Source organism: Gordonia sp. LMA484 (assembly GCF_058129505.1).
On the sequence record NZ_CM176700.1, the window covers coordinates 4864557 to 4888407 of the forward strand.

19 protein-coding genes are annotated in these 23851 nt (G+C 66.5%); 13 read left to right on the top strand and 6 right to left on the bottom strand.

The genetic code is table 11. The features are described from left to right. The first annotated feature begins 69 nt into the window (after window positions 1-69). Both AC4AMJ_RS21575 and AC4AMJ_RS21580 read left to right on the top strand, forming a co-directional pair. Window positions 70-2058, top strand: coding sequence for a M13 family metallopeptidase (locus AC4AMJ_RS21575; protein ID WP_489914588.1), 1989 nt, complete (start codon window positions 70-72; stop codon window positions 2056-2058). After that, window positions 2015-2596, top strand: a complete 582-nt coding sequence (locus tag AC4AMJ_RS21580; protein WP_489899083.1) for a potassium channel family protein — start codon at window positions 2015-2017, stop codon at window positions 2594-2596. The genes AC4AMJ_RS21575 and AC4AMJ_RS21580 overlap by 44 nt, the downstream gene beginning before the upstream one ends. A 332-nt stretch (window positions 2597-2928) precedes the next feature. On the opposite strand, the gene AC4AMJ_RS21585 is transcribed toward AC4AMJ_RS21580, so the two are convergent. From AC4AMJ_RS21585 to AC4AMJ_RS21595, 3 genes are all read right to left on the bottom strand, one after another. After that, window positions 2929-4056 carry an NDMA-dependent alcohol dehydrogenase gene (locus tag AC4AMJ_RS21585; protein WP_489899082.1) on the bottom strand — a complete coding sequence of 376 codons (1128 nt, stop codon included), beginning with the start codon at window positions 4054-4056 and terminating at the stop codon, window positions 2929-2931. Window positions 4057-4190: 134 nt separating this feature from the next. Further along, window positions 4191-5540, bottom strand: coding sequence for a styrene monooxygenase/indole monooxygenase family protein (locus tag AC4AMJ_RS21590; RefSeq protein WP_489914590.1), 1350 nt, complete (start codon window positions 5538-5540; stop codon window positions 4191-4193). Window positions 5541-5592: 52 nt separating this feature from the next. After that, complete coding sequence (locus AC4AMJ_RS21595) at window positions 5593-6798, bottom strand: acyl-CoA dehydrogenase family protein (protein ID WP_489899080.1); 1206 nt, start codon at window positions 6796-6798, stop codon at window positions 5593-5595. A 185-nt stretch (window positions 6799-6983) separates the two neighbouring features. Between AC4AMJ_RS21595 and sfnG the strand changes: the two genes are divergently transcribed. From sfnG to AC4AMJ_RS21645, 10 genes are all read left to right on the top strand, one after another. Continuing rightward, entirely contained in the window at window positions 6984-8093 is a 1110-nt protein-coding gene (gene sfnG, locus AC4AMJ_RS21600; RefSeq protein WP_489899079.1) for a dimethylsulfone monooxygenase SfnG, read from the top strand. After that, window positions 8093-9277, top strand: a complete 1185-nt coding sequence (locus tag AC4AMJ_RS21605; protein WP_489914592.1) for an SfnB family sulfur acquisition oxidoreductase — start codon at window positions 8093-8095, stop codon at window positions 9275-9277. The genes sfnG and AC4AMJ_RS21605 overlap by 1 nt, the downstream gene beginning before the upstream one ends. Before the next feature lie 26 nt (window positions 9278-9303). Further along, complete coding sequence (locus AC4AMJ_RS21610; protein ID WP_489914594.1) at window positions 9304-10467, top strand: LLM class flavin-dependent oxidoreductase; 1164 nt, start codon at window positions 9304-9306, stop codon at window positions 10465-10467. 28 nt (window positions 10468-10495) lie between these two features. Beyond that, window positions 10496-11023, top strand: coding sequence for a flavin reductase family protein (locus AC4AMJ_RS21615; protein ID WP_489899075.1), 528 nt, complete (start codon window positions 10496-10498; stop codon window positions 11021-11023). A 68-nt stretch (window positions 11024-11091) separates the two neighbouring features. Further along, complete coding sequence (locus tag AC4AMJ_RS21620) at window positions 11092-12540, top strand: LLM class flavin-dependent oxidoreductase (protein WP_489899074.1); 1449 nt, start codon at window positions 11092-11094, stop codon at window positions 12538-12540. A 32-nt stretch (window positions 12541-12572) separates the two neighbouring features. Next, window positions 12573-12875 carry a hypothetical protein gene (locus AC4AMJ_RS21625; RefSeq protein WP_489899073.1) on the top strand — a complete coding sequence of 101 codons (303 nt, stop codon included), beginning with the start codon at window positions 12573-12575 and terminating at the stop codon, window positions 12873-12875. Continuing rightward, complete coding sequence (locus AC4AMJ_RS21630; protein WP_489914596.1) at window positions 12856-13371, top strand: hypothetical protein; 516 nt, start codon at window positions 12856-12858, stop codon at window positions 13369-13371. Before AC4AMJ_RS21625 ends, AC4AMJ_RS21630 begins: the two co-directional genes overlap by 20 nt. 82 nt (window positions 13372-13453) lie before the next feature. Continuing rightward, on the top strand, window positions 13454-15511 hold the full coding sequence (locus AC4AMJ_RS21635) for an MMPL family transporter (RefSeq protein WP_489914598.1): 2058 nt from the start codon (window positions 13454-13456) through the stop codon (window positions 15509-15511). A 163-nt stretch (window positions 15512-15674) separates the two neighbouring features. Next, entirely contained in the window at window positions 15675-16631 is a 957-nt protein-coding gene (locus tag AC4AMJ_RS21640) for a R2-like ligand-binding oxidase (RefSeq protein ID WP_489899070.1), read from the top strand. 204 nt (window positions 16632-16835) lie between these two features. Next, window positions 16836-17693: an alpha/beta fold hydrolase gene (locus AC4AMJ_RS21645; protein WP_489914600.1), complete on the top strand. Its 858-nt coding sequence runs from the start codon at window positions 16836-16838 to the stop codon at window positions 17691-17693. 52 nt (window positions 17694-17745) lie between these two features. Here AC4AMJ_RS21645 and AC4AMJ_RS21650 read toward each other — a convergent pair whose 3' ends face one another. From AC4AMJ_RS21650 to AC4AMJ_RS21660, 3 genes are all read right to left on the bottom strand, one after another. Then, entirely contained in the window at window positions 17746-18702 is a 957-nt protein-coding gene (locus AC4AMJ_RS21650; protein ID WP_489899068.1) for a hypothetical protein, read from the bottom strand. Window positions 18703-18868: 166 nt separating this feature from the next. Then, window positions 18869-21043: a 3-hydroxyacyl-CoA dehydrogenase NAD-binding domain-containing protein gene (locus AC4AMJ_RS21655; RefSeq protein ID WP_489914602.1), complete on the bottom strand. Its 2175-nt coding sequence runs from the start codon at window positions 21041-21043 to the stop codon at window positions 18869-18871. A gap of 267 nt (window positions 21044-21310) precedes the next feature. Continuing rightward, the gene (locus AC4AMJ_RS21660) at window positions 21311-22522 is read right to left on the bottom strand and encodes an acetyl-CoA C-acetyltransferase (protein WP_489899066.1); all 1212 of its coding nucleotides are present in this window, start codon (window positions 22520-22522) and stop codon (window positions 21311-21313) included. A 129-nt stretch (window positions 22523-22651) separates the two neighbouring features. Here AC4AMJ_RS21660 and AC4AMJ_RS21665 point away from each other — a divergent pair, with 129 nt between their 5' ends. Continuing rightward, complete coding sequence (locus AC4AMJ_RS21665; protein ID WP_489914604.1) at window positions 22652-23821, top strand: TetR/AcrR family transcriptional regulator; 1170 nt, start codon at window positions 22652-22654, stop codon at window positions 23819-23821. The last annotated feature ends 30 nt before the right edge of the window (window positions 23822-23851 follow it).

The window sequence follows — 23851 nt, forward strand, 5'->3', positions numbered from 1 at the left end:
ACCGTAGAAGAGATTCAGCCCTCGGCAGAGCCGGCTGACGAATCCCGGATGCGATGACAGGATGAACGGGTGACCGCTTCGCAGACTGACACCCCGCAGGCATCCGGAATCGATCTCAGCTGGGTCGACGACGGTGTCCGCGCCCAGGACGACCTGTTCACCCATGTGAACGGCAAATGGCTCTCCAGTCACGTGATCCCCGACGACCGGCCGCTCGACGGTGCCTTTCATGTGCTGCGTGACCGCGCCGAGGAGAACGTGCGCGACATCATCACCGAGTGCGCCGACGCCGACTCCTCCAGCGGCAGCGATGCCCAGAAGATCGGCGACCTCTACGCGTCCTTCATGGACACCGACCACATCGACGCGCTCGGCATCGGACCGATCCGTGGTGAGCTGGACAAGATCGCCGCGATCGACTCGACCGAGACACTCAGCCTCCGCCTCGGCCGGCTGCAACGACACGGAGTCAGCGGGCTGTTCGGCTTCTACGTCGACACCGATGCCAAACAGTCCGACCGCTACCTGGTGCACGTTGTGCAATCCGGCCTGGGCCTGCCCGACGAGTCCTACTACCGCGAGGACAAGCACGCCGAGACCCGCGACGCCTACGTCGCGCACGTCGGACGAATGTTCACACTCGCCGGACTCGAGGACGCCGAGGCCCGCGCCCGGACTGTGCTGGAACTCGAGACCGCGCTCGCCGGCCACCACTGGGATGTGGTTGCCCGGCGCGACGCCGAGAAGACCTACAACCTGATGACGTTCGCCGATTTCGCCGACACGGCAGGCACTTTCGACGTGACGACGTGGCTCGGCGGGCTGGGGACCACGAGTGACTCGACCTTCGCCGAGGTCGTGGTCGGGCAGCCGTCGTTCGTCGCCGGCGCAGGCGAACTCATCGCTTCCCGGTCTCTCGAGGACTGGAAGACCTGGCTGGCCTGGCGACTGCTGCATTCGGCCGCGCCGTACCTGTCCTCGGAGTTTGTCGACGAGAACTTCGCCTTCTACGGCCGCACCCTCACCGGCACGGAGACCATCCGCGACCGCTGGAAGCGCGGGGTCGGTTTCGTCGAGGGCGCGATGGGATTCGCCGTCGGAAAGCTTTACGTGGACAAGCATTTTCCACCGGAGGCCAAGGCCCGGATGGACGAGCTGATCGACAACCTCGTCGAGGCATACCGTCGCAACATCTCCGATCTGGATTGGATGACGCCGACGACACGCGAGAAGGCGCTGACCAAGCTGGCAAAGTTCACCCCCAAGATCGGCTATCCGGTCCGGTGGCGCGACTACGGCACGCTGACTGTCGACCGCGGCGATCTCATCGGGAACGTCGCCCGCGCTTCGTCTTTCGAGCAGGACCGAGAGTTCGCCAAGATCGGTCAGCCGGTGGACCACGACGAGTGGTTCATGACGCCGCAGACGGTCAATGCCTACTACAACCCGGGCATGAACGAGATCGTGTTCCCGGCCGCCATCCTGCAGCCGCCGTTCTTCGACCCGGACGCCGATGACGCCGCCAACTACGGCGGGATCGGCGCCGTGATCGGCCACGAGATCGGCCACGGCTTCGACGATCAGGGCGCGAAGTACGACGGCGACGGCAATCTGGTGGACTGGTGGACCGACGACGACCGTACCGAGTTCTCCACCCGGACACGCAAACTCATCGACCAGTACAGCGAGTTCACCCCACTCGGGCTGGACGAGAAGTACAAGGTCAACGGCGAGTTCACCATCGGTGAGAACATCGGCGACCTCGGAGGTCTGTCGATCGCGCTCGTCGCCTACCAACTCGCGACCGATTCTCAGACGCCGCCGACGATCGACGGACTGTCCGGCACGCAGCGGGTCTTCTTCAGCTGGGCACAGATCTGGCGCACCAAAACGCGTGACGCCGAGGCGATCCGCCGCCTGTCGATCGACCCGCACTCGCCGCCGGAGTTCCGGTGCAACGGGGTGGTCCGCAACGTCGACGCGTTCTACGACGCGTTCGATGTCGGACCCGGCGATGCGCTCTACCTCGACGAATCCGAACGCGTCCGGATCTGGTAGGCGTCCGGTGGCGCACGAGATCGGGGGACTCGGCGACGCGCGCGCCAACGTCGGCCGCCGACAGGTGGTGAAGGCGATCGTCAGGCCGATCCTGGCGGCGGTGATCCTGCTGGCCTGCTATTTCCTGCTGCCGATCCAGAAGGACAGTTCGGTCAACATCGTCGGACTGTCCCTGGGGGCCATCGTGTTGACCGCCTTCTGCGCCTGGGAGATCCGGCATTTCATCCGGTCGCCGTATCCGGTGGCCACCGCGGTGGAGATGCTGGTCGCGATCGCCGCGTTCTACATCGTGGCGTTCGCGACCGTGTACTACCTGTTCTCGGAGTACTCCGCCGGCAGCATGAACACACACCTCACCAGGATCGATGCGCTCTACTTCTGCCTCACGGTGTTCACCACGACGGGATTCGGGGACATCTCCGCGGTGTCGCAGGGCGCGCGGGTGGCCGTATCGATCCAGATGGTCAGCACCCTGGTCTTGTTGGGCCTGGGCCTGCGGTTCCTCAACCTGCTGGTGAACGCCCGCGTCAAACGCTGACGCCGAATCACGAGCGACAGCCCCCCGCTCCCCGATGAGCGACCTCACCAACCCCGCTCCCCGGGGAGCGAGCGTCACCACCCGCCCCCTGAGGAGCGAGCGTGCGAGCGTCACCACCCGCTCCCTGAGGAGCGAGCGTGCGAGCATCACCACCCGCCCCCTGAGGAGCGAGCTTGCGAGCGTCACGAAGGGCGGGACCGTCCTCATCAGCGACCGCCCCCACCCCGGTCCCTGAGGAGCCTCCGAGCTTGCGAGGATGCGTCACGAAGGGCCGCCCACGACTGGACGGCCCTTCGTGATGATGCGTTAAGCGCTGACGGGCGGTCGTTCCCTCAGTAGTCGTCGTCGCCGTAGACCACCATGCCGCGGATGTTGTTGCCCGCCAGCATGTCGTCATAGGCCTCGTTGATCTGTTCGAGCTTGTAGGTCTGCGTGACCAGATCACTCAGATTGAGCTTGCCGGCACGGAACTCGTTGAGCAGCGTCGGCACCTGGGTGCGCGGGCTCGCGCCACCGAAGATCGCGCCCTGCACCCGCTTCTGCAGCAGCGTCAGCTCGAACAGGTTCATCTGCGCGTCCATCGAGGCGAAATTGCCCATACCGGTCACGATCACCTGCCCACCCTTACCGGTCAGGCTCAGAGCCGGCTGGATCATCGATCCGTCGATCTCGCCGACGGTCAGGATGGTGGTGTTGGCCATCTTGCCCCAGCTGATCTCACCGAGAACCGGCAGCGCCTCCTCCATCGACTCGAAGGTGTGCGTGGCACCCAACTTCTCGGCCATCTGACGCTTGAACGGCACCGGGTCGACGGCGGCGACGATGCGCGCACCCGCCGCCGCGGCGCCCTGCACCGAGTTGATGCCCACACCGCCGACCCCGACCACCACGACGATGTCACCGGCATGCGTTCCGCCGATCTCGACGGCCGAGCCCCATCCGGTCGCCACGCCGCAGCCCAGCAACGCGGCCTGCTGAAGGGGGATGTCGTCTTCGATCTTGACCAGCGACGCCTGGTTGACCGTGATGTACGGCGCGAACGTGCCGAGCAGGCACATCTGGGTCAGCCCCTCGCCGTCGCTGGTGTGCGCACGGTGGGTGTCGTCGGAGATCGACAGGCCGGTGAGCAGACGGGCACCTTCGTCGCAGAAGTTCTGGTCGCCCCGGGAACAGGGGTCGCAGACACCGCACGCCGGGATGAAGGCGGTGACGACGTGGTCACCCTCCTTCAGGTTGGTGACGCCGGGCCCCACCTTGGTGACCACGCCTGCGCCCTCATGGCCGCCGAGGACGGGCATGGGTGCCGGGCTGTCACCGGTGCGCAGGTGATGGTCGGAGTGACACAGACCCGAGCTGACCAGCTTGACCTGGACCTCACCCGCGACCGGGTCGCCGAGTTCGAACTCCTCGATCTGCCACTTCTCGCCCGGATTGCGGAGAATTGCACCCTTGGTCTTCATATAGCGCACCTTTCTATGAGCAACGATGTGCGATCTGACTCACATCGTTGCCGCATATGCACCAGTGCGCATACGAAACCGCTGGACACGTTGGGGCGGTGAGGGTTTGGCAGCCGTCAACGGCGACTCCCTGCTCAGTGCACAGACGCCGCCGATCCGGCACCGCGGAAGTCGCCCGCGGGCGCGAACCGTTCCAGCAGGTCAGGGACGGTCCTGCCGCTCACGGTCTCCAGGAAGGCGACCACATCTGCTCGGCTGGTGATGTCGAGCAGCGGGGTGGGGTCCGACAGCAGTCCGAACAGCGACCGCCCCACCTCTGGACTCTGCGATGCGGCCGGGAAGGCGAGTTCGAGGTGGTCCGCATAATCGGGGTCGCCGAGGTACAGCCGGGTGACCTCCACGGCGGCGCGCCCCCGACGACTCCAGTGCTTCTCCCACTCGTGCTGCAGGAATGCCTCGTCGAACGGCCCCTGGTGGGCGGCGGCAGCCTCCACCAACTCGGCAACCTGGATCAGACCGTTCTGCGCGCCCTGTCCGGCGACCGGATCGACGGCGATCGCGGTGTCCCCGATCGCCAATATCGGCCGGCCGCCGACGGTGCGACCCACCGCGTGTCGCACCGTGGGTGTGACCGCACCGGTCAACCAGCTCTGGGGATCGTCGATGACGTGCAACTTCTCGATCTCCGCGGCATCCTCGGGAAAGAAGTCCCGGAACAGGCCGACGACCGTGTCCCGCGCGGACCGTGCGTCGTTCACCCGGGCGAACCGCTCGGCCCACTGTCCGTCGGGCTTGGCGAAGCCGAGAAACGACCAGGTCGCGCCGGCATCCTTGTGCTGGAACGGCCCGAAGAAGACCTCGCCGTTCGCAGCGTCGAGGTTGAAGAGATTCTCGGCGGCGCCTGGACGCGTCCGATAACCGAGGTCGAGCTCGGGGTCGGCCGCGAGTGTCACCTGTAGCAGGTGACGTTGTGGACGGTCGTAGTGCGTCCGTTCCCTGTCGATCTCGAACGCACCCGAGAGCCCACCCTTGCCGGTGGCGACCAACACCAGATCATGATCTGCCGCAATCTGATCGAGCCGATCGGGATCGACCGATTCCACCTGCAGACGGCCTCCGAGATCGAGGAACTCGCCGATGCGGTCATCGGCGCGCAGTCGGACGTCCACGGCCTGCGCCTGGTATCCGAACTCGGGGTTGAACTCGAGAACCCGTTGCCGCGCACCGTCGTCGTCGGCGTACAGGCGCACGCTGATCCCGGTCGTGTTGCCGATGTCATAGCGGTCCTCGACGATCCGTGCGTCCCACTCCCGCGACGCGCCGAACAGGATCGCCACGCCGGTCGGCGGCACGTCATCGCGCAGCGACCTCCGATCGCGATCGCTGAACAGCGTGACGTCGAAATCCGCCTTGGCCAGGCCCAGAGCCGCAGACGCCCCGGCGATGCCGGCGCCGATCACGGCGGCTGATCTTCTGTCAGACATACAATCTCCTCAATTGTGAATGTGATGTGGCCCGTGGATGTTTCATTCGGGCTCAGACGCCGGGACGCACTCCCGCGCTCCACGCATAGGGCAGGTCGGCGCCGTTGAGCAGGTGGTCGCCGATCGCCCGCAGTTTCTGGTTGATCGGGTTGTGCACTGCGAGGGTGCGTGCGTTGCGCCAATGCCGGTCGAGTGCCAGATCCTCCGCGACGATCGACGCGCCGCCGACCTCGAACAGTTCGGTGGTCGCGGTGAGCACCTGAGCCGCAACACCCGCCTGCGCCTGCCCGGCCGCGAGTTCTACCGCAGCGATCCCATCCGGGTCGTTCGGGTCGCCCGCGAGCAGGTCGTCGAGAAGGTCGGCGACGGACAACACCGCGGCCCGGGTACAGAAGGCCGCCGACGACAGGCGGCCGATCACCTCCTGCACCAACGGGTCGTCGCGCTGCCGATCCGCAACCGAGTGGGTGAAGGTCCGGGTGCGGGCGGCAACCCAGGCGATCGCATCGTCTTGCGCACGACGTGCGATCCCGGCGAGCGCGGCGAGCTGGAACAACTGCAGGTACGACGTGGCATAGGTCGGTCCCGCGGTCCCGTAGCCGGCACCGACGATCTCGGCGTCATCGATGACGGCGTCGGTGAAGATCGTTGTCCCGCTGGCGGTGAGGCGCTGCCCGAACCCGCGCCAATCGTCCACCCGGTCCACACCCTCACGGTCCACCGGCACCAGGACGCTGACCCGCTCGCCGGCCCGGTCCGCGGCGACGAGGATGTGCGTGGCGTACAACGAACCCGTGCTGTAGAACTTCTCCCCGTTGAGCAGCCAGCGGTCGCCCGACCGCGTCAGTCGAGTGCGGTATCCGTCGATGGCGCCGTCGCCCGCCTCGGTGATCGCATTGCCCACGAGGATGCCGTCCGCGATCGCCGCGAGCAGTCGTTCGTCACCGGAGATGATCTGATCCTCCACAAAGGCGAAGTGCACCCGCAACGCCTGGGGAATATTGGAATCGGCGGCCGCGAGATCCACCAGCTCGGCGAACAGCTCGCGCACGGAGACACCCGATCCGCCGACGCCCCCGTTCAGGCGAAGGGAACCGAACCCGTTGTCCCACAGCCGCCTGATCTCGGCGTGCGGCAACGCACGGTCGCGTTCCCGCTGCACCGACCCGTTCGCGATCTCGGCATAGATGTCGGTGAAACGGGCGGGAAGTCGTGACCGTCGTGCAGAGCGCACACGGTGATCGGTGTCAATCGTCATGTGCGGCACCATGCCAAACCCTCGAGACCGACGCACCCATTGGAATCTGGGCGCGCGAAACCGCGTCGGCTCGACATCGGAGCGGCCACGACGCTTCGGCCCAGCGTGAATCCAACCCTTCCCGCGCGGTGCGGAATCCGCGAGGGTTTGGCGTCGAATGTCCATCAAACGTTTTGGAGAAGCCGATGTCCACGGAAAGAATCGCCGACGAGGTCGGGTTCGCCTATTGGGTACCCAATGTGAGCGGCGGACTCGTCACGAGTGATATCGAGCAGCGAACGGACTGGAACTACGACTACAACGTCCGACTCGCCCGAATCGCAGAGAACAACGGGTTCTCCTACGCCCTGTCCCAGGTGCGGTACGAGGCCAGCTACGGTGCCGAATACCAGCACGAGTCCACCAGTTTCAGCCTCGCCCTGCTGCTGGCCACCGAGCGGCTGAAGGTGATCGCGGCGGTTCACCCAGGACTGTGGCACCCGGCCGTCCTGGCCAAGTTCGGCGCAACCGCCGACCACCTGTCCAACGGACGCTTCGCCATCAACGTCGTCAGTGGATGGTTCAAGGACGAGTTCACGCACCTCGGCGAACCGTGGCTCGAGCACGACGAACGGTATCGCCGCAGCGCGGAGTTCCTCCAGGTCATCCGCGAGATCTGGACGCAGGACAACGTCGACTTCCGGGGTGATTTCTACCGCATCCATGATTTCACTCTCAAGCCCAAGCCCCTCAACACCGCTGCGCGGCCGAATCCCGAACTCTTCCAAGGTGGTAACTCCACGGCGGCCCGCAACAACGGCGGTCGCTACGCGGACTGGTACTTCTCCAACGGCAAGGACTTCGACGGGGTCACCGAGCAGATCGACGATCTCCGTGCCGTTGCCCGGGCCCATGACCGCGACGTCAGGTTCGGTCTCAACGCCTTCATCATCGCTCGCGACACCGAGGCCGAGGCGCAGGACACCCTTCGCGAGATCATCGAGAAGGCCAATCGACCTGCGGTCGAAGGCTTCCGGGACGCCGTCCGCCACGCCGGCAGCTCCACATCGGACCACAAGGGCATGTGGGCGGACTCGTCCTTCGAGGACCTGGTGCAATACAACGACGGGTTCCGCAGCCGGCTGATCGGCACGCCGGAGCAGATCGCCGAGCGCATCGTCGCCTACAAACGCCTCGGCGTCGACCTGATCCTCGGCGGATTCCTCCATTTCCAGGAAGAGATCGAGTATTTCGGTAGCCGGGTGTTGCCCCTCGTGCGTGAGCTGGAGGCATCGGAGAGGTCCAGCCGGATCTGATGAGGTCTGTACCCGTACTCGACAGCAACGAGGCGATCGCGGTCGCGGCCGACCTGGGCGAGGTGTTCGCGAAAGGGGCCGCCGACCGGGATCGAGACAAGATCCTGCCCGTCGACGAGATCCGACGCCTCGCAGCTTCCGGGCTCCTGGCGATCACGGTGCCGGCCGAACTCGGTGGTGCCGACCTCCCGGCGAGCAGCGTCGCGGAGGTCTTCCGTCTCATCTCCGAGGGCGACCCCAACATCGGGCAGATCCCGCACAGCCACTTCGTGTTCGTCAATCAGCTGCGGCTGCAGGGGACACCCGAGCAGCAGGCGCGCATCCTCCCCGCGGTGCTGGCCGGCGCGACGCTCGGCAACGCGCAATCCGAACGCGGCACCAGGCACATCCGTCAGTACACGACCACATTGCGGCGCGACGGCGACGCCTGGCGGCTCGACGGCACCAAGTTCTATTGCACTGGAGCGCTCTTCGCCGACTGGATCCCGACCCTGGCCCACCTCGGTGAGGACGGTCCGCTCCATGTCGCGTGGGTGCGACGCGACGCCGACGGCGTCGAGGTGGTCGATGACTGGGATGCGCTGGGCCAGCGGACGACCGCCAGCGGCACCGTGCGGTTGCGCAATGTGCGCGTCGCCGACGACCTGATCACCGACTTCGCGGCAACCTTCACCGGCCCCACCACCTACGGGGCATTCGCGCAGTTGCTCCACTGCGCCATCGACGCGGGGATCGCCCGGGCGGCCCTGCACGACGCCGCGGAGTTCGTGACGACCAAGAGTCGGCCACACCCGGACGCCGGGGTCGATCGCGCCGCCGACGACCCGCTGGTCGTGCACGCGTTCGGCGAGATGGAACTCGCTGTCCGTGGCGCCGAAGCCCTGCTCGTCGAGGCGGGCCGGGCGGTCGATCACGCCGATGCGGATCTCGATGTGGCGACCGCAGCGGCGGCCACACTTGCCGTGGCCGCCGCACGTGCGGCGACCGCAAAGGCCGCGGTCGATGTCGCCAGTCGCCTGTTCGAGGTCGCCGGCACGCGTTCGGCCGTGGCCGGCGAGTCACTCGACCGACATTGGCGCAACGCCCGTACCCACACCCTGCACGACCCCGCATCGTGGAAGGTCCAGCACCTCGGCCGCTGGGCGGTCGACGGCACCCTACCCCCACGCACCGGACAGCTCTGACCACGTTGAAGGAAGTGAACAAGTTCATGAGTGCCTTGAAGTTTCACTGGTTCCTACCGACGAACGGCGGTGACGGCCGTCATGTCGTCGGAGGTGGACACGGTCTCTCCGCCGGAACCGGTGGGCGCCCCGCGTCTGTTCCGTACCTCGGTCAGATCGCCTGCAGCGCAGAGCAACTCGGATTCGAGGCTGCACTCACCCCCACCGGCGCCTGGTGTGAGGACGCGTGGATCTCCACCGCGATGATCAGCAGCCTCTCGGAAAGGCTGAAGTTCCTGGTGGCGTTCCGTCCGGGCGCGATCGCGCCGTATCTCGCCGCCCAGATGTCGGGCACCTTCCAGAATCTCTCCGGTGGAAGGCTTCTCCTGAACGTCGTCACCGGCGGCGAGGATCACGAGCAGCAGATGTTCGGCGACTTCCTCGACAAACGGGAGCGGTACGCGCGCGCCGGCGAATTCCTCGAGATCGTCCGGCGATTGTGGACCGGCGAGACCGTCACGTTCGCGGGCCGCCACCTCTCGGTGAACGATGCCACCCTGCAGCACATCCCGGATCCACTGCCCGAGATCTACTTCGGCGGGTCGTCGGCGGCGGGGATCGCGGTGGCGGCCGAGCACGCAGATGTCTACCTCACCTGGGGCGAGCCGCCGGAGGCGGTGGCCGAGAAGCTGGAGCGGGTGCGCAAGGCGGCCGCCGACGTGGGCCGGGAACTGAAATTCGGTATCCGTCTGCACACCATCGCGCGCGACACCTCCGAGGCGGCGTGGGCCGAGGCGAACCGGCTGCTCGAACACATCACCGACGACGAGATCGACCGCATCCAAGCAGGTCTCAAGCGAAGCGCCTCCGAAGGACAGCAGCGCATGCTCGAACTCAACAAGGGTTCCAAGGACGGCCTGGAGATCTACCCCAACCTCTGGGCCGGGATCGGCCTGGTGCGCGGCGGCGCGGGGACGGCCATGGTCGGTTCCTTCACGGAGATCGCCGATCTCATCGAGGCCTACCACGCGGTGGGAATCGACGAGTTCGTGCTGTCGGGCTATCCGCACCTGGAGGAGTCGTATTGGTTCGGCGAGGGTGTGCTCCCCGAGCTGACCCGACGAGGATTGTGGCAGCATCCGGCGCCGGTAGTCGGTCGGGCCACGGTACCGTTCGGATCCGCTCCGACCGCCCGGGTGGCGGCATCGTGAGCGACTCAACTGCGCCGGGAGCGGCTCGATGACGCTGCGGACCAACCAGGACCTCGATCCGGCCGAGCTGCGTGCCGCGTTCGGAGTGTTCCCCACCGGGGTGGTCGCAGTGGCGGCCGAGGTCGACGGACATCTCCGGGGCCTGGCGGCCAGTTCGTTCACCAGCGTGAGCCTCGATCCGCCTCTGGTGTCGTTCTCGGTCGCGAGCGCATCGAAGACGTGGCCGGACCTGCGCCGTGCCGACCACCTGGGTGTCACCATCCTGGCCGAGCAACACGGCGCCGTCTGCCGGCAGCTCGCGGGCCCGGTCGAGGCGCGCTTCGACGGCATCCCGATCTCGGTGTCCACCGATGGCGCAGTCCTTCTCGACGAGGGGATCGCACGATTCGACACCACGATCTACCGCGAGGTTCAGGCCGGCGACCACATCATCGTCCTACTCCACCTGCAGGCGGTCGAGCACCCGGACTCGGGTAATCCCTTGATCTTTCACCGGAGCAGCTTCAGTCGACTGGTCGGCATCGGGCACATCCCCAGCGCCGGCCGCATCTTGTGACGGTCGAAAAACAATCGCGCTGAACACAACTGGTCTCCAAGTCGGTTCCATCAGGGAGTATCGCAACCGTGACCCGCGTAATCCGTTTCAACGCCTTCGACATGAACTGTGTCGCCCACCAGTCCCCCGGCCTGTGGCGGCACCCCGACGACCAGTCCTGGCGGTACAAGGACCTGAGCTATTGGACCGAGCTGGCCGCGCTGCTGGAGCGGGGGCGGTTCGACGGCCTGTTCATCGCCGACGTGCTGGGCACCTACGACGTGTACGGCGCCAGTGACCAAGCCGCGATCCGCCACGCTGCACAGGTCCCGGTGAACGACCCACTGCTAGTGGTGAGCGCCATGGCCGCGGTCACCGACCACCTGGGGTTCGGGATCACCACCGGAACCGGATTCGAGCATCCGTACCCCTTCGCCCGCCGCATGTCGACGCTGGACCATCTGACCAACGGCCGCGTCGGCTGGAACGTCGTCACCGGCTACCTGCCGTCGGCGGCACGCAACATGGGGCAGGACGATCAACCGGCACACGACGCCCGCTACGACCACGCCGACGAATATCTCGAAGTGCTTTACAAATTGTGGGAGGGATCGTGGGAAGACGATGCGGTGGTGCGTGACCGTGCGCGAGGAGTTTTCACCGAGCCGTCGAAGGTCCACCACATCGGGCACGAGGGAAAGCACTTTCGGGTGCCTGGTATCCACCTGGCCGAGCCGTCTCCCCAACGGACACCGGTGATCTATCAGGCGGGGTCGTCGCCGCGCGGGGTCCGTTTCGCCGCCGAGAACGCCGAGGCGATCTTCACCGCGGCACCCACGAAAGCAATCCTGCGCGAGACAGTTTCGACGATACGCCGGGAGCTCGAGTTGACGGGTCGCGATCCGTACTCCGCCAAGATCTTCAATCTCGCCACCGTGATCACCGCAGCGACCGACGACGAGGCGAGCGCGAAGCACGCCGAGTACGCCGCCTACGGCGACCCCGAGGGTGCGCTGGTGTTCATGTCGGGATGGATGGGCGTCGACCTCGCGCGCCACCAACTCGGCGACCCGGTCGGCAATGTCGACTCCAACGCGATCCTGTCGGCGGTCGCCGCCTTCCAGTCCGCCGACCCGGACGGCCGCGAATGGACCGTGCGCGACATCGCGAAGTGGGGTGAGATCGGCGGACTCGGTCCGCGGATCGTCGGTTCGGGCTCACGGGTCGCCGACACACTCCAGGAATGGGTCGACGAGACCGACGTCGACGGCTTCAACCTCGCCTACGCCATCACCCCCGGGTCGTTCGCGGACTTCGTCGACCATGTGGTTCCGGTGTTGACCGCGCGCGGTGCGTACCAATCGGCATATGCGCCGGGCACGCTGCGCAACAAGTTGCTGGGTGCGGGTGACCGGCTGGCCGCCGACCACCGCGGAGCGCAGTACCGGGTGGGTGGTCCACGATCGACCATCGTCGACCGGCCACTGACGGCGCCCTCCTCGTCCTCATCGGTCGCGTCGCAACCCGCTCGCGGATGACACCGCATGCGAGTGGATCGAGTGTGCCGCGGATGCGTGCCCTCGCGCGGATGGCCAGGTCGCGATCCGTCCAGCAGATCGAGGCCGCCCTCGGCCTGACCCCGGATCAGCCTCGGGATGTGTACTCGATGCTGGTGGGTCCGGTCTCCCGACGCCGTCCGGACACCGCGATCGCGCCGCCGCGGCCGGGATCGTGGACGACGACGTCGGACGAATCCGGGGACGCGTTCCCCATGCTCGTCCGCCCCACCGCCGGCGAGGTCGATGCGCCCGGAGGTGCCGCGTCAACCGACGCCGATCCAGAAGGAGATCGAGATGACAGCTGTTCGCGGTGAGTTCTATGTCGGCATCAGCGGCGGTGGCACCCACCCGGCCATCGATCGGAGGTCGGCCCATGTCGTGTCGCCGACGGTGTCGACGCCCGATCACCCCGGTGCGATCCGATCGGGACTGGTCATCGACGCCGATCACCTCCAGGAGGCACAGACGATCACGCGTCGACGTCGGGTGCCGGATCCCGATGGCGGTCCGGCGGCGACCCGAACAGTGCTTCGGGTGGAGGTCCTGCTCGGCGAGACCGCACATCGCGCCCGGTCGACCCTGCACCGCCTCGACGCTCGGCTGGCGCACCCGCATCCGGCTCGGAGCGTGCGGTTTCTAGGGACGCTCGACGGCCTGAAGCGGTTGATCTCGGACATCCGGGTGACCGATGTCGCGGACGGGGTCATCCTCGATCTGCTGGACCCTCGACAACGCCACATCGTTCGCGACGCCGTCCCGACGTATCGGACCGAGGCCGACAAGTCGGAGGCGACGCTCGCCACCGGATGAGCTCGCCGCGCCGCCGCCACGGGCGTCGTCCGGCGATGCGTCGGAAGGATGCGGCATGTCCGACTCGTGTAGAAATTGGGACATGGCGACGACGAGGCCGCGGCTCCGCTGGCTGCTCCCCGCACTGTTACTGCTGGCCTGGCTCGTCATCGGCGGTATCACGGGCCCCTACGCCGGCAAGCTCGCGTCGGTGTCGACGAACGACAACACCGCCTTCCTGCCGGCATCCGCCGAGTCGACCGAGGTCAACGACCTGCTCGGCGGCTTTTCCGACACCGACACCGTCCCCGCGGTGGTCATCGCCGAGCGCACCGGCGGGCTGACCCCGGCGGACCAATCGTTTCTCACCTCCGCCACCGCCCCGCTCGCCGGCACCGAAGGATTCGGTGCCGAGTTCTCGCCGCCGATCCCGTCGAAGGACGGCGAGGCGGCCCAGATGTTCATCCCGATCGCGACCTCCGGGGAACCCGGCGACACCGTTGAGAAGCTGCGCGACGCGCTGAGCTCTCCCCCGGACGGGCTGACCGTCCTGGTCACCGGTCCCGCCGGTCAGATCGCCGACCTCGGCGAGGCGTTCGCCGGCATCGACGGTCTGTTGTTGCTGGTCGCCGGCACCGTGGTGATCCTCATCCTGTTCGTGGTCTACCGCAGCCCGATCCTGCCGTTCGTGGTGATCATCTCCGCCGTGTTCGCGCTCGGACTGGCCTCCGGCGCCATCTACCTGCTGGCGAACAACGACATCCTCGAGCTGAACGGGCAGAGCCAGGGCATCCTGTTCATCCTGGTGTTCGGCGCCGCCACCGACTACGCGCTGCTGTTGGTGTCCCGGTTCCGTGAAGAACTGACCCACGACGACGACAAGTACCGCGCCGTGCGCGCCGCCTGGCGCGCGACGATCGAACCGGTCAGTGCGTCGGCCGGGACCGTCATCCTCGGCGTTCTGTGTCTGCTGTTCTCCGATCTCAACTCCAACAAGAGTCTCGGGCCGGTCGCCGCGATCGGCATCGCCGCGTCGTTCATCGCATCGATGACATTTCTGCCCGCCGCGCTCGCCCTGCTCGGTCGCACAGCTTTCTGGCCGCTGGCCCCCAAACACACCGACAGCTCGGAGCCGGGAAGCACCCACCGCTTCTGGGCAGGCATCGCCGACCGGGTCGCCGCACGCCCGCGCGCCATCTGGATCGGCACGCTCGTGGTGCTGCTCATCGGCGCCGCCTTTGCGCCGACGTTCAAGTCCGACGGCATCGCCCAGACCGACTACTTCCTGGGGTCGGTCGACTCGGTCCAGGGCGCCGAGATCCAGGCGAAGCACTTCGATGCCGGCAGCGGGTCGCCCACCTGGATCATCGCTGATCAGGCGCAGGGCGAGACCGTGCTCGACGCCGTCCGCGGCGTCGACGGTGTCGCATCCGCCGACCTCGTGGAGCAGGGCGGCAGCCCCGTCGTCGTGGACGGCAAGGTGGCCGTGCAGGCGACGCTCACCGACACCGCCGACTCCCTGGCCGCGCAGGACACCGTGGTGGCGATCCGCGACGCGGTGCATCCCATCGACGACGCCGGCGCGATGGTCGGCGGCACCACCGCCATCGACCTCGACACCCGCACCACAGCGATCCACGACCGCAACCTGATCATCCCGATCGTGCTGGTGGTGGTCCTCGTGGTGTTGATGCTGCTGCTGCGCAGCATCGCGGCGCCGGTGATGCTGCTGGCGACCACCGTGCTGTCCTTTGCCGCCACCCTCGGGGTGGGCGCCCTGCTGTTCAACGGGCCATTCGGCTTCGCCGGAGCCGACCCCGTCGTACCGCTGTTCGCGTTCGTGTTCCTCGTCGCCCTGGGCATCGACTACAACATCTTCTTGATGACGCGCGTCCGCGAGGAGACCAAGACGCACGGCACCCGGGACGGGATGCTGCGGGGGCTGACCGCCACGGGCGGTGTCATCACGTCCGCCGGCGTGGTTCTCGCGGCCACGTTCGCGGCCCTCGCGGTGATCCCGCTGCTGTTCCTGGCGCAGATCGCCTTCCTCGTCGCCTTCGGCGTCCTCGTCGACACGCTGATCGTTCGCACTCTTCTGGTGCCCGCACTGACGCTCGATATCGGCAAACGTGTCTGGTGGCCTAGTTCGTTGTCCCGCTGAGGATCTCGCTTTCCCGGGGTGATCACACACCCGCTGATCCGGACATCTGCCCAGCTCCGATACCAAAAAGCGATCCTGAGAGATCGGTGAAATCAACGCGTTTCATTCGCGCGCAGACTAGCGTCGTCTTATCGCTTCCGAATGATCGTTAGTTGGTGATCCCATGACACTCGCCGAACACAAAGCACATGGCCGTGAAGACTTCGCGTCCCTGCGCAGCGGGGGCCTCAATTGGGAGTCGTTTCCGTTGCGCCTCTTCATCAAAGGCAATGCCCGATTCTGGGATCCGGCAGCCATCGACTTCCGTCGCGACGCCGCGGACTGGACCGAGATCACCGAGGAGCAGCGTCGCAGCACCACCTTCCTCGTCAGTCAGTTCATCGCCGGCGAGGAAGCCGTGACCCAGGACATCCAACCGTTCATGAAGGCGATGGCGGCCGAGGGCCGCTTCGGCGACGAGATGTACCTCACGCAGTTCTGCTTCGAGGAGGCCAAGCACACGCAGGTGTTCCGGATGTGGATGGACGCCGTCGGCCTGACCGGCGACCTGCAGCCGTTCGTCGCCGACAACCCGTACTATCGGCAACTCTTCTACGACGAACTACCCGCGTCGCTGCACAAGCTCGACGAGGACCCGTCACCGGCGAACCAGATCCGCGCCAGCGTCACCTACAACCACGTGATCGAGGGCAGCCTGGCGCTCACCGGCTACCACGCATGGCAGACCGTGTGCTCGCGGCATGGCATCTTCCCCGGGATGCAAAAGCTCATCAAGTTCATCGGCAACGACGAGCGGCGCCACATGGCCTGGGGAACCTTCACCTGCCGACGGCTCGTCGCCGCCGACGACAGCCTCTGGGACGTGGTCACCGCCCGGATGGGCGAACTGATGCCCCTGGCGCTCGGGATGATCAACTGGGTGAACGAGCAGTTCGACGAGCAGCCGTTCGGCCTGGACAACAACGAGTTCATCGCCTACGCCGCCGATCGTGGCCAGCGCCGGATGAGTGCCATCGAGTCTGCCCGCGGCCGCCCCGTCGCCGAGATCGACCTCGACTACTCACCCGAGGTGCTCGAGGACCAGTTCGGCGAGGAGGACATCGCTGCGATCGCCGAGTGAGACCTCCCGACGGCTGGTTGAGTAGCAGCGCGCGAGCCTGCGAGCCCGCCGCCCCTCCGCTGGATGAGTAGCAGCGCGCGAGCCTGCGAGCCCGCTGCCCCAACCGCTGGTTGAGTAGCAGCACGCGAGCCTGCGAGCCCGCCGCGTATCGAAACCCCGCGACCACCCTTCCCAACAAACTAGAACACGTTCTACCCTGGCAAGGTGGATGTCACCTACGACGCGACCAAGCGCGAACTACCGACTGACCAGGGCACGCTTCGCTACCACGAGGCCGGCGACACCGCCGCACCCCCGCTGATCCTGCTGCACGGATCCGGCCCCGGCGTCACCGGCTGGCGTAACTACCGCGGCAACCTGGGCTTCTTCGCTCAAACCCATCACTGTTACGTGTTGGAGTTCCCGGGCTTCGGTGTGAGCGACCCGGTCGAGGGACACCCCGTACTCACCGCCGGGTCGTCGGTGATCCGGTTCATGGACGCCCTCGGCATCGAGACGGCGCCGATGATCGGCAACTCGATGGGCGGCGTCGTCGGCGTGAACCTCGCCATCAAGAAGCCCGACCGCGTCGAGAAGCTGGTGACGATCGGCGGCGTCGGACCCAACGTGTTCAGTCCGAGCCCCAGCGAGGGCCTGCGCCTGCTGCAGGAGTTCACCGACGACCCGAGCCGCGACAAACTCGTGCGCTGGCTGTCGGCGATGGTCTACGACCGCAAGCTCGTCACCGAGGAACTCATCGAGGAACGCTGGGAAGCCGCGATCCATCCGGACGCGCAGAAGACGGCGCAGATGATGTACGGATCGGCCGCCTTCGAGATGCAGCAGCAGTTCATGGCTGCCTCCGACACCCCGCCTTACTGGTCGATGATGCACAAGGTCGCCTGCCCGACGCTGCTCACGTGGGGCCGCGACGACCGCGTGAGCCCGCCCGACATGGCGATGGTGCCCATGCGGCTCATCCCCGACGCCGAGCTGCATGTGTTTCCCAAGTGCGGGCACTGGGTGATGATCGAGGCCAAGGAGGCGTTCGAGGCGACGGTGACGGCCTTCCTCTCCCGCTGAAGCCCGCCCCGATCGTCACCGCCGTAGATCCGAGTCACTATCTGACTCGGATCTACGGCGCAGAGATTTCAGTCGCGCCGATGCACTGTGGGCACGGGGCCACCGAGCCCGGCCAACCGTGGCGATTCAATACCTTTCCGATCTTCACCGCTGTCGAGCACGCTCGCGCATATGCCTGCCCCCAACCAATCCGGAGTGTCTCTCGGTCGGCACCCGCTGCCGCGTCGAGGTCACGCTCCAGATCTCTGTCGCGCGCAACACCGTCGTCGTGTCCCAGCCGCCCGTCCAATTCCACCACCACGTTCCACTCGGGATAGTCGACATCTCGAAACCCCCTCCGCCCCACGCCCGTGGGCGCCTGTCGACGTGGTGTCGGCAGACCATGCGCGCGTTCGACTTTGGCCAGGTATTCGTGCTCGAGTACCGAGCATGTCCCGTCGCGGGCATCACAGAGAACCTGCTCGACAAATACGCGCCAACGCATCCGTGGGCGCGACTGCAACGTAGCGAGGAGTCGCTCGGCAGTGGTCTTTCGAGCTTGTATGACATCAGTGAGAGATGCCACGACGCGCGTCTGGGAGTTCGCCAGCGAGACCAGGTCAAGGACCGCCTCCTCGAGCCGAAGCCGCGGTGGGTGGGCGTCCACGAGTACCTGCTCGTCGAATCCAGCTGCATAGTGCACGACGACACCTGTGCGTCGAGTCACCCGACGGTGGCGGGCGACCGCGATGTGGATCGGGCCGGCGCCCTGATCGTCTGCGTCACCGACCGCCGATGCGTGGCTCAACGCGGCCGGCCACGCATCGAGGACCGCCGCCCACGCCCGCTGCCGCCACGTCAGCGGGCCGGTGTGATCGACGTATGTCCCGGGATAGATGGTGGTCCACTCTCGACGGCGGATCCGACATCGGATATAGGACACGGTGAATCCGCAATCCAGGACCTGCCGGCGTGCGACCACACCGTCTTGGGCGTCGAGCAACTCGTGCAGTCGGGCGGCATCGGCCATGGCATCAGTCTCGCCCCGCACCCGGCCCACCGACCGTTCTCGTCAGCAGCCTGTGGATAACCACTCGCGCCGTACATATGAGTCACTATCCGACTCAGAAATACGGCGCACGTGAAAGCCCCGACCGGAACGCGTCCGGTCGGGGCTTCGACGAATTCAGTTCAGCCTAGAACTTCTCGCCCTTGGCAGCCTTGTCCACCAGGCTCTGCGGCGGCTCGAAGTGCTTGCCGTACTTGCTCGCGAGGTCGCGGGCACGATCGACGAAGCCCTGCAGGCCACCCTCGTACTGGTTGATGTACTGGATGACACCGCCGGTCCACGCCGGGAAGCCGATGCCGAAAATGGAACCGATGTTGGCATCCGGCACCGAGGTGAGCACACCTTCGTCGAAGCACTTCACGGTCTCGAGCGCCTCGGCGAAGAGCATCCGCTCCTGCATGTCCTCGAACGAGATCTGCTTGCTGCCCGACTTGAAGTGCTCGCGCAGTCCGGGCCACAGGCCGGCGCGCTTGCCGTTCTCGTCGTAGTCGTAGAAGCCCTTGCCGTCCTTCTTGGCGGTGCGGCCGTTCTCGACCATCCAGTCGACGACGGCGTTGCTGCCGTGCTGCGGGACGTCCTTGCCCTCGGCCGCCAGAGCCGCTTCGGTCTCCTTGCGGATCTTCTGCGGCAGCGTCAGGGTCAGCTCGTCCATGAGCTGCAGCGGCGCGGCCGGGTAACCGGCCTGGGTGCCCGCATGCTCGATGAATGCCGGCTCCACGCCCTCGCCGACGGCCGCGATGGCCTCGTTGACAAAGGTGCCGATGACACGGCTGGTGAAGAAGCCACGGCTGTCGTTGACGACGATCGGCGTCTTGCGGATCTGCAGCGTGTAGTCGATGACCTTGGCCAGCACCTCGTCGGAGGTCTTCTCACCACGGATGATCTCCACCAGCGGCATCTTGTCGACCGGCGAGAAGAAGTGGATACCGATGAAGTCCTCTTGGCGCTTGACGCCCTGCGCGAGGCTGGTGATCGGCAGCGTCGAGGTGTTCGAACCCAGGATCGCGTCCGGCTCGACGATGTCCTCGATCTCCTGGAACACCTTGTGCTTGACCTCGACCGACTCGAAGGCGGCCTCGATGACGAGGTCGACACCCTTGAAGTCGGCGGCGTCGACGGTCGGCGTGATCCGCGCGAGCAGAGCATCGCTGCGCTCCTGCGTGGTCTTGCCCTTGGCGAGTGCCTTCTCCTCGAGCTTCTCGGAGTACGCCTTGCCCTTCTTCGCGGCGTCGAGGTCGATGTCCTTGAGGACGACCTCCATGCCGGCCTTGGCCGACACGTACGCGATCGCGGCGCCCATCATCCCGGCACCGATCACACCGACCTTCTTGGCGGTGTACTTCTCGATGCCCTCGGGACGCGAGCCGCCACCGTTGATGTGTTGCAGATCGAAGAAGAACGCCTTGATCATGTTCTGCGCGACCTGCCCGGTCACCAGCGAGACGAAGTAGCGGGTCTCGATGATGTCGGCGGTGTCGACGTCGACGTAGGCACCTTCGACTGCGGCGGCCAGGATGGCGCGCGGAGCCGGCATGTTGGCACCCTTGATCTGCTTACGCAGCAGCGCAGGCAGTGCCGGGAGGTTGGCGGCGAAGGCCGGGTTGGTGGGAGCACCACCCGGGATCTTGTAGCCCTTCTTGTCCCACGGCTGCGCGGCTTCCGGGTTCGCGGAGATCCACGCCTTGGCGGCCGGGACCAGTTCCTCGATCGAGCCGACGACCTCGTCGACCAGGCCGGTCTCCTTGGCCTTGGTGGGGTTGAAGCGGGTGCCCTGCAGGAGCACACCCATCAGGGCGTTCTGGATGCCGAGCAGGCGGACGGTGCGGACCACGCCACCGCCGCCGGGGAGCAGACCGAGGGTCGCCTCGGGCAGACCGATCTGTACGCCCTTCACGTCGGCGACGACGCGGTAGTGGGTGTGTAGCGCGATCTCCAGGCCACCACCGAGGGCGGCGCCGTTGATGGCGGAGACGACGGGCTTGCCCAGGGTCTCGAGGCGTCGCAGCACCCGCTTCATCTCGTTGGCGCTGTGCGTGATCTCGGTGGCGACCTCTTCCTTCGACTTGCCACCGTTGCCGCTGGTCATGTCCTTGAGGTCGCCGCCGGCGAAGAAGGTCTTCTTCGCCGAGGTGAGCACGACACCGGTGATGTCGTCCTTCTCGGCCTCCAGTCGCTCGACGGTCGCCGCCATTGACGACCGGTAGAGGTCGTTCATGGTGTTGGCGCCCTGGTTGGGGTCATCCATGGTCAGGACGACGACCCCGTCGGCGTCCTTCTCCCACGCAATCATGTTGTCACTCATGTTGTTTGAAATGTTCTTTCTGTGAAGTTTCGACCTGAGAAGCCAGCCCCCACCCGCGGGGGAGCGAGCACGTCCCCCCGCTCCCTGAGGAGCCTCGCGAAGAACGAGCGCGTCCCTCCGCTCCCTGAGGAGCCTCGCGAGGAACGAGCGCGTCCCTCCGCTCCCTGAGGAGCCTCGCGAAGAACGAGCGCGTCCCTCCGCTCCCTGAGGAGCCTCGCGAGGAACGAGCGAGGCGTCACGAAGGGCCGATGACGACGGTCGGGAAGGTCAGAGACGCTCGATGATGGTCGCGACGCCCATGCCGCCGCCGATGCACAGGGTGACCAGGCCGTAGCGGCCGCCGGTGCGCTCGAGCTCGTCGAGGCAGGTGCCGAAGATCATCGCGCCGGTTGCGCCGAGCGGGTGACCCATGGCGATCGCGCCACCGTTGACGTTGACCTTCTCGTGCGGGATCTTCAGATCCTTCATCCACTTCATGACGACCGACGCGAACGCCTCGTTGAGCTCGAAGACGTCGATGTCGTCGACGGTCAGGCCGGCCTTCTTCAGCGCCAGCTCGGTGGCCGGGGTGGGGCCGGTGAGCATGATGGTCGGCTCGGAACCGATCTCGGCGAAGGTGACGACGCGGCCGCGCGGGGTGAGCCCGTTGCGCTTGCCGGCCTCTTCGCTGCCGAGGAGGACCAGTCCGGAACCGTCGACGATGCCGGAGCTGTTGCCACCGGTGTGGACGTGGTTGATCTTCTCGACCGAGTGGTACTTCTGCAGCGCGACATCATCGAATCCGGCCATGTCGGCCAGCGCCTGGAAGGCGGGCTTGAGCTTGCCGAGCGATTCGACGGTCGAGCCGGGACGACGATGCTCGTCCTGGTCGAGCACGATGACGCCGTTGATGTCCCGGACGGGGACCACGGACTTGGTGAAGTAGCCACTGGTCCAGGCCTTCTCGGCACGTGCCTGTGACTCGGCGGCAAATGCGTCGACGTCCTCGCGGGAAAAGCCCTCGATGGTCGCGATCAGGTCGGCGCCGATGCCCTGCGGAACGATGTAGTTGTCGTAGGCGGTGGCGGGGTCGGTGAACAGTGCGCCGCCGTCGCTGCCCATCGGGACGCGCGACATCGACTCCACACCACCGGCGAGGACCAGGTCGTCGAAGCCCGACGCGACCTTTGCCGCGGCCAGGTTGGTGGCCTCGAGGCCGGATGCGCAGAACCGGTTGATCTGGGTGCCGGGGACGCTCTCGGGCAAGCCGCTGTTCAGCGCGGCGGTACGGGAGATGACCGCACCCTGCTCGCCCACCGGCGAGACGACGCCGAGGACCACGTCGTTGACGTCGGCCGGATCGAGCGATCCGTGCCGGGCGAGAACCTCGTCGATCAGCCCGGAGACCAGATCGACCGGCTTGATGCTGTGCAGCGAACCGCCGCGCTGCTTGCCACGGGGCGTACGGATCGCCTCGTAGATGAATGCTTGCTCAGCCACGTTGAGTGTTCCTTTCGCATGAACCATGTGTGGTTACCCTCCCAGGCTAACGCGGAATAACTTGTTTGGCCATACCGGGTGGTCAGGGACTCACTTGCACCGCTAATTATGCGCTATGGTCGATTCACCATGGCTACTCCGAAACCGACCCGGCGCGCGCGACCGACCGACCGCAAAGGTCAGCTGGTCCAGCACGCTGCGGCACTGTTCGCCGAGCGGGGCTACACGCAGGTGTCGTTGGCCGACATAGCACGCGCGGCCGGGGTCACCGCACCGTCGGTGTACCGGCATTTCGACGACAAGCAGGCCTTGCTCGCGGCCGCCGTGCTGGCGGGTGTCGACGATCTGCAGATCTGCACCGACCGCGCCCTGAGCGGTCAATCGCCGACCGCCGATCTCATCGAGGCCGCCTGCACCCTCGGCGTGCGACGCCCCGAATCGACGTCGCTGTGGCGGTGGGCCAGCCAACACCTCACCGACGAACAGAACCGCGAGGTGGTGCTGCGCACCCGAGCGATCCTGCACCGGTGGGGAGCGGCGCTGGCCGATGGAACCGACCTGGGTGAGCGGGAGGCCGTCACCCTGGCGTGGGCGACGCTCAGCGTCGCGGGCAGCCTGTCGGTGCACAACACCCGGATGTCGACCACACGCGCACTCGAGGAGATCGACCTCCTGGTGCGTCGGGTGGTCGCTCTCCGGCCGAGCACCGCGCCCCCGCTGCCGCCGATGCCACCGACGGGGGTCGGCGAACCCACCCGTCGCGACCAGATCCTCGATGCGGCAGCAACCCTGTTCGCCGATCGGGGATACGCCGGCGTCGGCGTCGACGACATCGGCGCTGCCGTGGGCATCACCGGCCCGAGTGTCTACAAACACTTCAGCTCCAAGCTGGCGATCCTGCTCGGCATCGGCCAACGCAGTGCGACGCGCCTGGAAGCCGGAGTGATGGCCGCCTATGGCTCGACCTCCGACCCGGCGAAACTTCTCGCATTGCTGGTGGATTCGTACGTCAATGTCATCACCACGACGCCCGACCTCTCGGTGGCCTTCAACAACTCCTACGCCCTGTCCGGCCAGCCCAACGCATCCGACCTCATCGACATCCAACGGCGTTACGTCGCCCGATGGGTGGACCTGCTGATGGACGCCGACCCTGCGCTGACCCGCGAACGAGCGACCGTCGCCGTGCATGCGGCCCTGTCCGTGGTGAACGACGCCATCCGGATGCGTCGCGGCACCACTCGACCTGAATTCGGTGCACAGATGGCGTATCTGATGAAGGGCGTGCTGGGGGTGTGAGACGAGGTCGATGCCCCGCTCGACGTGACT

What these genes read in the sequence shown, in the direction of transcription:
- AC4AMJ_RS21650 (WP_489899068.1), bottom strand. Translation starts at nt 18,702, where the DNA reads ATGGCCGATGCCGCCCGACTGCACGAGTTGCTCGACGCCCAAGACGGT.
- AC4AMJ_RS21630 (WP_489914596.1), top strand. Translation starts at nt 12,856, where the DNA reads ATGACAGCTGTTCGCGGTGAGTTCTATGTCGGCATCAGCGGCGGTGGC.
- AC4AMJ_RS21615 (WP_489899075.1), top strand. Translation starts at nt 10,496, where the DNA reads ATGACGCTGCGGACCAACCAGGACCTCGATCCGGCCGAGCTGCGTGCC.
- AC4AMJ_RS21625 (WP_489899073.1), top strand. Translation starts at nt 12,573, where the DNA reads ATGCGTGCCCTCGCGCGGATGGCCAGGTCGCGATCCGTCCAGCAGATC.
- AC4AMJ_RS21590 (WP_489914590.1), bottom strand. Translation starts at nt 5,540, where the DNA reads ATGTCTGACAGAAGATCAGCCGCCGTGATCGGCGCCGGCATCGCCGGG.
- sfnG (WP_489899079.1), top strand. Translation starts at nt 6,984, where the DNA reads ATGTCCACGGAAAGAATCGCCGACGAGGTCGGGTTCGCCTATTGGGTA.
- AC4AMJ_RS21655 (WP_489914602.1), bottom strand. Translation starts at nt 21,043, where the DNA reads ATGAGTGACAACATGATTGCGTGGGAGAAGGACGCCGACGGGGTCGTC.
- AC4AMJ_RS21580 (WP_489899083.1), top strand. Translation starts at nt 2,015, where the DNA reads ATGCGCTCTACCTCGACGAATCCGAACGCGTCCGGATCTGGTAGGCGT.
- AC4AMJ_RS21665 (WP_489914604.1), top strand. Translation starts at nt 22,652, where the DNA reads ATGGCTACTCCGAAACCGACCCGGCGCGCGCGACCGACCGACCGCAAA.
- AC4AMJ_RS21635 (WP_489914598.1), top strand. Translation starts at nt 13,454, where the DNA reads ATGGCGACGACGAGGCCGCGGCTCCGCTGGCTGCTCCCCGCACTGTTA.
- AC4AMJ_RS21640 (WP_489899070.1), top strand. Translation starts at nt 15,675, where the DNA reads ATGACACTCGCCGAACACAAAGCACATGGCCGTGAAGACTTCGCGTCC.
- AC4AMJ_RS21605 (WP_489914592.1), top strand. Translation starts at nt 8,093, where the DNA reads ATGAGGTCTGTACCCGTACTCGACAGCAACGAGGCGATCGCGGTCGCG.
- AC4AMJ_RS21610 (WP_489914594.1), top strand. Translation starts at nt 9,304, where the DNA reads ATGAGTGCCTTGAAGTTTCACTGGTTCCTACCGACGAACGGCGGTGAC.
- AC4AMJ_RS21595 (WP_489899080.1), bottom strand. Translation starts at nt 6,798, where the DNA reads ATGACGATTGACACCGATCACCGTGTGCGCTCTGCACGACGGTCACGA.
- AC4AMJ_RS21585 (WP_489899082.1), bottom strand. Translation starts at nt 4,056, where the DNA reads ATGAAGACCAAGGGTGCAATTCTCCGCAATCCGGGCGAGAAGTGGCAG.